This window comes from Halomonas sp., assembly GCF_031581305.1.
Classification (GTDB): Bacteria; Pseudomonadota; Gammaproteobacteria; order Pseudomonadales; family Halomonadaceae; genus Halomonas.
The window spans coordinates 1-10,696 of sequence record NZ_JAVLBC010000111.1 but is presented as its reverse complement, the minus strand read 5'-3'; the positions used below and the strand labels follow the sequence as shown (position 1 = coordinate 10,696).

General features: G+C 67.2%; 7 protein-coding genes and 2 pseudogenes. 5 read left to right on the top strand and 4 right to left on the bottom strand.

The annotated features are described in order from the left end of the window. Positions 1-846 (top strand): annotated as a pseudogene (locus tag RI841_RS10430) (M20/M25/M40 family metallo-hydrolase); the annotation flags it as partial. Between the two features lie 37 nt (positions 847-883). Further along, positions 884-1,624: a glutamine amidotransferase gene (locus RI841_RS10425; RefSeq protein WP_310705542.1), complete on the top strand. Its 741-nt coding sequence runs from the start codon at positions 884-886 to the stop codon at positions 1,622-1,624. Positions 1,625-1,709: 85 nt separating this feature from the next. Here RI841_RS10425 and RI841_RS10420 read toward each other — a convergent pair whose 3' ends face one another. Both RI841_RS10420 and RI841_RS10415 read right to left on the bottom strand, forming a co-directional pair. Further along, positions 1,710-2,693: a DMT family transporter gene (locus RI841_RS10420; RefSeq protein ID WP_310705541.1), complete on the bottom strand. Its 984-nt coding sequence runs from the start codon at positions 2,691-2,693 to the stop codon at positions 1,710-1,712. Between the two features lie 119 nt (positions 2,694-2,812). Beyond that, a complete protein-coding gene (locus tag RI841_RS10415; RefSeq protein WP_310705540.1) occupies positions 2,813-4,516 on the bottom strand; it encodes a DEAD/DEAH box helicase in 1,704 nt (567 codons plus the stop codon). Positions 4,517-4,939: 423 nt separating this feature from the next. Between RI841_RS10415 and RI841_RS10410 the strand changes: the two genes are divergently transcribed. Next, positions 4,940-5,389 carry a YaiI/YqxD family protein gene (locus RI841_RS10410; RefSeq protein ID WP_310705539.1) on the top strand — a complete coding sequence of 150 codons (450 nt, stop codon included), beginning with the start codon at positions 4,940-4,942 and terminating at the stop codon, positions 5,387-5,389. Between the two features lie 89 nt (positions 5,390-5,478). On the opposite strand, the gene RI841_RS10405 is transcribed toward RI841_RS10410, so the two are convergent. Together RI841_RS10405 and RI841_RS10400 are read right to left on the bottom strand one after the other, a co-directional pair. After that, positions 5,479-6,483 carry a glutathione S-transferase family protein gene (locus RI841_RS10405; protein WP_310705538.1) on the bottom strand — a complete coding sequence of 335 codons (1,005 nt, stop codon included), beginning with the start codon at positions 6,481-6,483 and terminating at the stop codon, positions 5,479-5,481. A 100-nt stretch (positions 6,484-6,583) separates the two neighbouring features. Next, positions 6,584-7,515: pseudogene (locus tag RI841_RS10400) on the bottom strand (LysR family transcriptional regulator). Between the two features lie 99 nt (positions 7,516-7,614). Here RI841_RS10400 and RI841_RS10395 point away from each other — a divergent pair. Together RI841_RS10395 and RI841_RS10390 are read left to right on the top strand one after the other, a co-directional pair. Beyond that, positions 7,615-8,463: a pirin family protein gene (locus RI841_RS10395; RefSeq protein ID WP_310705537.1), complete on the top strand. Its 849-nt coding sequence runs from the start codon at positions 7,615-7,617 to the stop codon at positions 8,461-8,463. A gap of 222 nt (positions 8,464-8,685) precedes the next feature. Next, the gene (locus RI841_RS10390; RefSeq protein ID WP_310705536.1) at positions 8,686-10,419 is read left to right on the top strand and encodes a peptidoglycan DD-metalloendopeptidase family protein; all 1,734 of its coding nucleotides are present in this window, start codon (positions 8,686-8,688) and stop codon (positions 10,417-10,419) included. Positions 10,420-10,696 lie beyond the last annotated feature (277 nt).

Below are 10,696 nucleotides of genomic sequence, written 5' to 3'. Positions count from 1 at the left end.
GAAGGGCTTCATCGCCTGCGCGCTGGTGAAGTGCCCCGCTGGATGACGCAGGAGCTGGCAACGCCGCTCTGGCTGGCGTTCTCCTACGACGAGGAGGTGGGCTGCATCGGCGCCCCGCGGATGATCGAGCGACTGCTGGCCGACCACCCTCGCCCCGCCGCGGTGATCGTCGGGGAGCCGACCATGATGCACCCGGTGGTGGCCCACAAGGGGGCGACCAACCTGCGCACCACCGTGACCGGTCGCGCCGCCCACTCCAGCCAGGTGAATCAGGGGGTCTCGGCGATCCACGTGGCCGCCCGCCTGGTGACGCGGATCGAAGACGTAATGGCCGAACTCAAGGCCGAGGGGCGCGTGGATGAGGCCTTCAACGTGGTGCACTCGAGCCTGCACGTCGGCAAGATCCAGGGCGGCACGGCCATCAACATCATGGCCCGAGCGTGCACCTTCGAGTGGGAGATTCGTCACCTGCCCTCGGATCGCTTCGAGGAACTGCTCGCGCGGGTGAACGACACCGCGGCCGAGCTGGAAGCCGAGATGCGCCGGCGCGCGCCGGACGCCGCCATCGTGACCGAGGCGCTGAACACCACGGTGCCGGCACTGGCCGATGACAACAACGCCGAAGTGCTGGCGCTGTGTCACGACCTGCTCGACGAGCGTCCTGCCGGCGCCGTGGCCTATGCCACCGAGGCCGGGCAGTTCCAGCGCGAGGGACTGCCCACGGTGATCTGTGGCCCGGGGAGCATCGGCCAGGCCCACCAGCCCGACGAGTATCTCGACATCGAGCAGCTTGAGGCGGGCGCGGCCTTCATGGCGGCACTGGGCGAGCGGCTGCAACGAAAGTAGAATGCCGGTTCCCTGCCCACCGCTGCCTGGAGCTCCCATGCCCCGCCTGCTGATCGTCAAGACCGGAGACAGCTTCGCTGACGTGGCCCGCGACCACGGCGACTTCGAGACCCTCTTCCGGCGCGCCCTCGAGGCAGCGCCGGCCGGCACCCACGTAGCGGTCTTCGATGCCCCGCGCGCCGTGGCCCTCCCGGCGCTGGATGACATCGACGGCCTGCTGATCACCGGCTCCCACGCCATGGTCAGCCACACCGAGTCCTGGAGCGAGGCGCTCAAGCCGTGGCTGGTCGAGGCGCGTGCCCGCGACATCGCCATGCTCGGCGTCTGCTATGGCCACCAGTTGATGGCCGCGGCTTTCGGTGGCACCAGCGACTTCCACCCCGCCGGCCGGGAGTCCGGCACCCACGAGGTCAGCCTGACCGAGGCCGGCCGCCGGGACCCGCTGCTGGGCGGCCTGCCGGCCAGGTTTCGCGCCCACCTGAGCCATGCCCAGACGGTCCTCGCGGCACCCCACGGGGCCTGCGTACTGGCCACCAACGCCCACGACCCACACCAGGCGCTGCGCCATGGCCCCCGCCAGTGGAGCGTGCAGTTCCACCCCGAGTTCACGCCGGCGGTGATGCGTACCTATCTCGCCCACCAGCGGCAGGCCCTACAGGACCAGGGCGAGGCGCCGGAGCGCCTGATCGCCGACGTGACCGCCACGCCGGAGGCAACCGGCCTACTGTCACGCTTCGCCGAAATCGTGTCCGCGGACACGAGGCTCGAGCGCGCCTGACCGCAGGGCCCTTTCCCCTCCAGAGACGACAGCGCCCCGCATTGGAAACACGGCGGGGTGCTGTCGCGGGCCCATCGGCCGCTCGTCAATGGCGCTCGCCCACCGGCGGTGCAGGATCGCCGCGCTCGATGCTGAGCTCGGCGGCGGCGTCGTGCAGGCGCCGGGCGTCCGGTGCACCCTGGGGGACCTTGCGGCGTTGGCGGCTCAGGTCACGCAGGCTGCTGACCATCATGGCGGCGACGATCATGCCCCCGCCCACGAACGCCAGTGTTGCCGGCACCTCACCGACCCACCACCACACCAGCAGCGTGCCCGCCAGGGTCTCGACCAGCATCACCAGGCTGACCTCGGCGCCGGGCAGATAGCGGGCACCGGTCTGGATCAGGAAATAGGCGAGCGGCAGGAGCAGCCCCATCAGCGCCAGGCGCTGCATGTCCTCGACCCCGGGCAGCTGGGCACCGCCCATCAGTGCGGCGGGCACCAGCATCGCCAGGCAGCCCAGCGGTAACACCACGGTGGTGTCGACACCGCGCTGACGATTGCCGCGCTGGGCACTGGCCACCGTGGTGTTGACCGCGATGGACACCGGAATGATCAGCGCCACCGCCAGACCCAGCAGGCTCCCCTGCCCCACCTCCCCGGCGGCCATCAGGCTGGCCCCCGTGACGCATATGGCGATCACCACCCAGGTCTGACGGCGCAGCCGCTGGCCGAAGAACAACATCCCGATCAGCCCCGCCACCAGCGGTGCCAGGTTGATCATCACCAGCACGTTGCCCGCCGAGGTCAAGCGGGTAGCCCCGACGAAGGCCCAGGCACTGGCGGCGAAGGCCAGCGGGCACCACAGCGCCGCGGGACCACAGGCACGGATTGCCTGGCCCAGGCGCTGGCGGTAGCGGGCGGTGGCAATCAGCAGCAGCACCAGGCCAAGCATCAGCCCGCGCCAGAACATGAAGGTGGCCACGTCCACCGAGGTGTCCTTGACCAGCAGCGCATCCGGCGAGAGCAGCAACACGCCAATCATGGTGATCAGGTAACCGCGAAGCCGAAACGGCAGCCGCTTCCACATGAGGGAATCCTCCTTTTCATGGCGGAGGTGTCAGGGGGCACCAACGACGACAGGCCGGAGCAAGCTCCGGCCTGTCGATGAGGCAGCAGGGAACCGCCCGGCGGGCGGTTACTGTTGGCTCAGGCGCTGGTGCGGCGGCGAATCGGCGCGTCACCGTCCTGGCGACGACGCGGAGCACGCTCGGGCGCGCCCTTGTCCTCGCTGATCTCCAGCGGACGACCGGCGACCCGGGCGCGGGCCATCTTGCTCAGGATGCTCTCCGGCAGCGAACTCGGCAGCTCGACCACCGAGAAGGCGGTGCGGATGTCGATGCGACCGATACGGTTGCCCTCGATGCCACCCTCGTTGGCCAGGGCACCGACCAGTTGGCCGGGCTTGACGCCATCCTGGTGGCCCACGGCGACGCGATAGCGGGTCATGCCTTCCCGCGGTGCGCTGTCGCGACGCTTCGGCTTGGCGTCACGCAGGTTGCGGTCATTGTTGCGCTCTGCACGCGGTGCCTGCACGCGACCGATGGGGGCCTCGTCGGCACGCGCCATGCGCGCGAAGGCACAGGCCAGCTCGATGGGGTCGTGCCCCTCCTCGACCATCCGCTCAACCAGGGCACGCTGCTCGTCGGCCCCGGCGGTCAAGGCGGCGACCACGCGCTGGTGGAACATCTCGTCGCGGTGGGCGCGAATGGCGGCCTCGTCGGGCACCGCCATCTCGCTCATCTTCTGGCCGGTAGCCTGCTCGAGCCAACCCACCTTGCGGCCCTCGCGGAAGCCGACGAAGGTGATCGCAATGCCGGTACGCCCGGCACGGCCGGTACGGCCGATACGGTGGGTGTAGGCCTCACCGTCCTGGGGCAGATCATAGTTGATGATGTGGGTCAGACGCGGCACGTCGAGGCCGCGGGCGGCGACATCGGTGGCGATCAGCACGTCGATCTTGCCGCGCTTGAGGCGAGTGATGGTGCGCTCGCGCAGGCTCTGGTCCAGGTCACCGGAGAGGCTGGCCACGCTCATGCCGCGGGCGGAGAGCTGTTCCATCAGGGTGGTGCAGGCGGCCCGGGTACGCACGAAGACGATGGCCCCGTCGACCGGCTCGACCTCGAGGATGCGCGCCAGCGCCTCCTGCTTGGCGCCGCCATCCACCCGCACCATACGCTGTTCGATGCTGGCGGCGGTCCCGACCTTTGACGCGATGGCCACCTTGACCGGATCCACCAGGTAGCGATTGACGATGCGCTCGATCTCGGCCGGCAGGGTGGCGGAGAAGAACACCCGCTGAGCGTTTTTCGGGGTGTCAGCCACCACGCGCTTGACGTCGTCGATGAAGCCCATGCGCAACATCTCGTCGGCCTCGTCGAGTACCAGGGCGGAGAGGCCGTCGAGCTTGAGGCTACCGCGATCAAGGTGATCGATGACTCGGCCCGGGGTGCCCACCACCACCTGGGCGCCACGACGCAGCGCGGAGAGCTGCTCGCGGTACTCTTGTCCGCCGCACAGGGTGGCGACCTCCAGACCCTTGAGGTTCTGGCCATACTTGCTGAAGGAGACGGCCACCTGCTGGGCCAGCTCGCGGGTCGGCGCCAGCACCAGCACCTGGGGCTCGCGGCGGGTCAGGTCGAGGCGAGACAGCAGCGGCAGGGCGAAGGCCGCGGTCTTGCCGGTACCGGTCTGGGCCTGGCCCAGCATGTCACGTCCTTCCAGCAGCGCAGGGATGGTCTGCGCCTGAATCGGTGACGGGGTCTCATAGCCCTGGGATTCCACAGCAGAGAGAACGGCAGGCAGCAGGGCCAGATCGCCGAAGCTCGGCGAGGCGACAGAAGTCGAGGTCATTAATCACACCTTGGTAGGCCGACGGGGCCGGCAGAAATTCAGTGGCGTCCCTGACGCGTGCAACACGCTCAGGCATCTGCGTTCCGTGATACGGATCGTCAGATGAAGAAATCGGAGTCGGGGACGCCGGTCGCACCTGGCATTCGGTCCACGCCATCGGAAATGGTCCATGAACCGCTGTGGCGACCGTTTGCGCCGATCTCGCCCGGGTGGCGTGATCTCGGTGGCGCTCCATCTACACAATTCGAACGCGTGTGGGTCAGTACTTGTGTCACTGATCCCGGCGTTTCGGCGCCCACCTGCTCAGGGCAGCGTGGCGTCGTCATGATGGTGGGGTCAACACATGCGAGGAATACGCATGCTACCATCGTCGACTGCCACTGACCAGCCTTTTTCAAGGCCCCACCTTGCCGGGAGAGCCGCATGTCGAATCTGTGGGTCGATGCCGATGCGTGCCCCAGGGTGGCGCGCGATATCATCGTGCGCGCCGCCGAACGTACCGCCACGCCGACCTGGTTCGTGGCCAACCATGCGGTGCCGCTGCCGCCCTCACGATGGGTCAAGGGCCTGGCGGTGAGTCAGGGATTCGATGCCGCCGACAACGAGATCGTCGAGCGCATCCAGCCGCGAGATCTCTTGATCACCTCGGACCTGCCGCTGGCCCTGGAAGCCATTGAACGCGGTGCCAGGGTGATGACGACCCGCGGCGAGACGCTGGATGCCAACAATATTCGCGCCCGGGTGCAGATGAGAGACTTCATGGAAACGCTGCGCGCCAGTGGCGAACACACCGGTGGCCCATCCGGCTACTCCGACAGCGACCGCCGGGAGTTCGCCAATGCGCTGGATCGGTGGCTGGCGAAGCAGAGGTAAGGTTCGAGGTTCGTCGGGCAGCATCTATGAGACAGGAGGGGCGAGCCAAGGGGTTTCCTTGCGCCTCGCCCCTCGAACCTCGCCCCTCTTTACCCCTTCTCGCGAATCCCCCGCCCCGGCAGGCGCTCGCGATCGTGGGGCCGCTCCAGGCTCAGGCGCGGGCCGGCCGGGACGATGCGGGTCGGGTTGAGGTGCTCGTGGCTGTAGTAGTAGTGGCGCTTGATGTGATCGAAGTCCACCGTCTCCTTGATGCCCGGCCACTGGTAGAGCTCGCGCAGGTAGTTCGAGAGGTTCGGGTAGTCCTCGATGCGCTGCAGGTTGCACTTGAAGTGGCCGTGATAGACGGCATCGAAGCGGATCAGGGTGGTGAACAGCCGAATATCGGCCTCGGTGAACCACTCGCCGGCCAGGTAGCGATGCCCCGCCAGGCGCGCCTCCATGCGGTCGAGCGCCTCGAAGAGCGCCACCACGTGCTTCTCGTAGACCGACTGTTCGGTGGCGAAACCGGACTTGTAGACGCCATTGTTGATGTGGTCGTAGACGTCGGCATTGACGGCATCGATGGTCTCGCGCAGGTCCGCCGGGTAGAGGTCCAGTCGGTTGCCGGTCAGCTCATCGAAGGCCCCGTCGAGGATGCGCATCAGGTCGGCCGACTCGTTGTTGACGATACGCGCGGACTGCGTGTCCCAGAGCGCCGGTACGGTCACCCGCCCCGTATAATGGGGATCGGTGAGGGTATAGAGCTCGCGATGAAACTCGACCCCGTTGACGGCATCGCCGCTGGAGCCCTCGTCCTCGCGATAGGTCCAGCCCTGGTCCAGCATCAGCGGGCTGACGTGGGAGACCCCAATGGCCGACTCGAGGCCCTTGAGCCGGCGCATGATCAATACGCGATGCGCCCAGGGACAGGCCAGCGACACGTAGAGGTGGTAGCGGCCCACCTCGGCGGCCAGACCCGGCTGGCCGTCGGGCCCGGGGCGGCCATCCGGGGTGATCCAGTCGCGCAGCTTGGCGGATTCACGCACGAACTCGCCGCCGTGCTTGTCGGTGTCGTACCACTGGTCGTGCCAGGTGCCGTCGATCAGAAGCCCCATGGGTCATCTCCTTGCATGCCGGTGAGCGAATGCTCGATAACGAGAATGGCCCCAGCATAAGGCGAAACCGTCGACGCTCAAGCGCAGGTTTTGCGCCCCATCATTCGACAGCTTCGAATGGTTCTTCCGGCGAGCAAGCCGCCACCGCCGCCTTCAGGGCCTCCGCCAGAGCATGGGTCGCCGGGCCTGCCCGGTCGCGGTCGCGGTGAATCAGCTGCACCGGATACTCGCGGCTACCGCCAGCGGCCAACGGTAACCGCTTGAGGTGTCCCTGAGCCAAGGCGAGGCGAAGGCGAGTCTCGGGAATCCAGGCAAAGCCCAGGCCGCGCTCGAGCATGTCGATGGAGGTCTGCAGATGGCTCATTGTCCAGCGCTGTTCGGCCTTGAGCCAACAGGAAAACATCCGCCAGGCTGCTGGCTATCGGCGTTTTCAGTTTGCGCGCGCACCACCAGCTGGCGATGCTGCGCCAGGTCGCGCAGGTCGAGCGGGCGACCCAGGCGATGCAGCGGATGCTCGGGATGGGCCACGGCGACAAAGTACACCCTGACCAGCGGCTCACCCAGGAAGCCCTGGGCCGAGATGCCCGAGATCACCAGGTCGGCACTGTCGTCATAGAGCATCTCGATGCCGCCATTGAGCACCGTCTCGTGGAGCTGCACGCGCACAGTGGGATAGGCCGCCGAGAAGGTTTCCAGCGCTCGAGCCAGGGCATCGGGAGGGAAGATCTGGTCGACGGCCAGCACCACCTCCGCTTCAAGCCCCTCGGCCAGGCGACCCGCCACATCCTCCAGCGAGGCTGCATTCTCGAGCAGCTGACGGGCCCGGCGCAGCAGCAGCTCGCCGGCCTCGGTGAGACGCACCTGGCGCCCCACCGGCTCCATCACCGCTACCCCGAGCTGCTCCTCGAGCTTGTGCACCGCGTGGTTCAGGGTCGAGGGGCTTTTGTGGATCGCCTCAGCGGCCCGAGCGAAGCCGCCATGGTCGACCACGGCCGCCAGCATCTGCCATTGGGACAGGGTGACGCGGGACATTTCGAATTCCTCGAATCTATAGAGCGAAACGTTGCGCTTAATTTTCGAAAAATCCGACCTAAAATGCCAGTCGAACCCTGCAAAATCAGAGACAATCTCATGGCCCCCACCCTGACGACCCGACAAGTCGACCATCTGGTGACCAGCCAGCCGAGCCAGGATGGCGACGGCGTCAAGATCCAGCGCCTCCACGATTTCGGCGGTGGGCTCGACCCCTTCCTGATGCTCGACGAGCTGGGCTCGGATCGCCCGGACGACTACGTCGGCGGCTTCCCGCCCCATCCCCACCGGGGCATCCAGACCCTGACCTACGTGATACACGGCGGCCTGACCCACGAGGACCACCTGGGCCACTCGAGCACCATCCGGGCCGGCGATGCCCAGTGGATGCATACCGGTCGCGGGATCATCCACTCGGAGATGCCGTTGACCGACCAGCAGGGCCTCCACGCCTTCCAGCTGTGGCTGAACCTGGCGGCCCGAGACAAGCTGAGCCCAGCCACCTACCGCGACGTGCGCGCCGACGAGATGCCGCAGCTTGGCGGCCGCGACGCCACCCTTGTCGCCCTGGGAGGGCGCTGGCAGGACACCGCCGGTAACAGCGTGGAAGGCCCCCTGGAGGCCCTGGCCGGTCAGGGCAAGGTGGCCCATGCCCGGCTGGCGGCCGGGGGCGAGCTGGTGCTGGCCAACTCGGCCACCACCCTGTTGGTATACGTCTTCGCGGGCAGTCTCGAGATCGGCGGCACCCCGGTGCCCCAGGGCCGGCTTGCCCGTCTCGGCAGTGGCGAACGGCTCGCACTGACCAGCCGCGAGGGCGCCCAGGCCCTGCTGCTGGCCGGCGAACCCCACGGGGAGCCGATTGCCCACTACGGCCCCTTCGTGATGAACGCCCATACCGAGCTGGAGCAGGCGCTGAGGGACTACCGTGACGGCACCCTGACCGGTTGAACCGCATGCACCGGACCGGGGGTTGAAATTCCCCGGTCCGAGGTATCCAATATCCACTTAACAAACAGCGTTCGCGTACCTGCACCGATGCCTACCCATCTCGGGAAGGGCGAGTGACGGGCTGTTTCTGTATGGATATACAGTCTAGGCATCCCATACATCATGGGGTATGGTTCTGATGCCATTATTTATTTCCTTTTCATCTGTCACGGCTCGTTACCCATGATGCGAATCCTCCATTCGCTGCCCCGCACTCACAAGTTGCTGCTGTTACCCGTTGCCACCATGGTCACCGTGCTGGGCGCACAGAAAATCGTTACCTCCTTCGAAGATGTCCAGCGTGACAAGCAGACGCTCGACACCGTTCTCATTCCCCTCGATGCCGATGCCAGCCCGGGCCTGCCCTCGCTGCGCACGGAGCAGACGCCGGTCGCCGATGCCATCGAGATGGCCAGTCGGGCTCTCGATGCCACTCGCGGCCATGTACCGCTCTCCGAGCTCACCGCCTCGGAAATCGTTGATATCGACCTCGTGACCTCCGCGAAGGCCACTCGCGCCGAATCCGCAATTCCAGAAACCCTCGCCCGCCCCGCTCAGCAGGAGAAACTCTCCCCTGCCACCGCCAAGCTGACGGCACAAGGCGGCTCTGCCCTGGATGATGGCGCCCTGCACATGGCCGTGGTCATCGGTACCATCGCCGGCGGCATGCTCGATCATGACGGCGGGCTGGTGGCCGATGCCACCTCCTACGAGGAGGTCTCCCAGGACGAGCTGGCGCTGTTCGACGAGGGGCCGATCCAGCTAGAGAAAGAAATCGCCGCCGATGAGCCCTTCGTGCCTCAGTGGAATACCTACGAGGTCCAGGCGGGCGATACGTTTGCCATCATGGCGCAGAACCACCTCGGCATGGGATACAGCGAGGTGATGAACCTGCTCGAGCGCCTGCCCGAGCCCCGGCTCCTGACCCACTGGCGACAGGGCGACCACTTCGAGTACCAGCTCAATGAAAAAGGGCGGCTGCTCTCCCTGCGCCTGATGAAGAACGCCCGGGACGGGTACCTGGTCGAGCGACAGGAGGATGGCTTCGAGGTCGCCACCATCGAACGCGCTGGCGAGGCCACCCAACGCCTTTTCGCTGGCAGCATCAGCGGCAGCTTTGCACGCTCGGCCAAGGCCACCGGCCTGACCAGCGCCGAGGTCTCGGAACTCTCCCGGGTCCTGGAAAAGAAACTCGATTTCCGCCGCGACACCCGTCGCGGCGATCGCTTTCAGGTGCTGGTGGAGTCCGACATCATCGACGGCGAAAGCCTCGACCCGCGGGTGCTGGCGGTGGAGTACGCTGGCGAGCGCATGGACCTCACTCTCGTGCGCAACCCGGACGACAACCGCTTCTACACCCCGGACGGCGAGAGCCTCGACCCGGCTTTCAACCGCTACCCCTTCGAGGGTCGCTACCGGCTGAGCTCGCACTTCAACCCACGCCGCAAGCACCCGGTCACCGGCCGCATCAGCCCCCACAAGGGCACCGACTTCGCCATGCCGATCGGCACCGCCGTCCAGGCGCCCGCCAACGGCCGCGTGGAAAAGGTCGGCAACCATCCCGCGGCAGGCCGCTACGTGGTGATCCGCCACGACAATGGCTACAAGACCCGCTACCTGCACCTCTCCAAGCCCTTGATCAGCAACGGCCAGCGGGTTGCCATGGGCGAGCGCATCGCGCTGTCCGGCAACTCCGGGCGCAGCACCGGCCCTCACCTGCACTACGAGGTCCTGGTCAACAACAGCCAGGTGAATGCCATGAAGGTGGACCTGCCCGAGAACCAGAGCCTGCAGGGCGAACAGCTGATGGCCTTCCAGCGCCAGGCGGAGCCCGTGCTGGCCGCCCTGCAGAGCGGCGAGCCCGGCACCGTGGTTGCCAGCACCGGCGAGGTGGAAACGACCAACGACGAGGGCTGAGCCCCGCTGCCACTGCCTTCCCGCGCCCCGCCCTCGAGCGGGGCGCGGTCGTTCATGGGGAGAAGGCGCCTACTGCCGGAGTGGCCAACCAAGGTACACTGGCGCCCCCAAGGATCGGAGAGCCTCGGTGTGCCCTCACCCCAAACCCGCCCCCGGCCGGCCGCGCGCCGCCTGGCCAGCTTCCTCGGGGTGTTCCGCTACAGTCACCGTGCCCTGGCGCTGGTCTGGCAGACATCCCGCCCCCTGACCCTGGGGCTAGCGCTCTGCACCCTGGTGG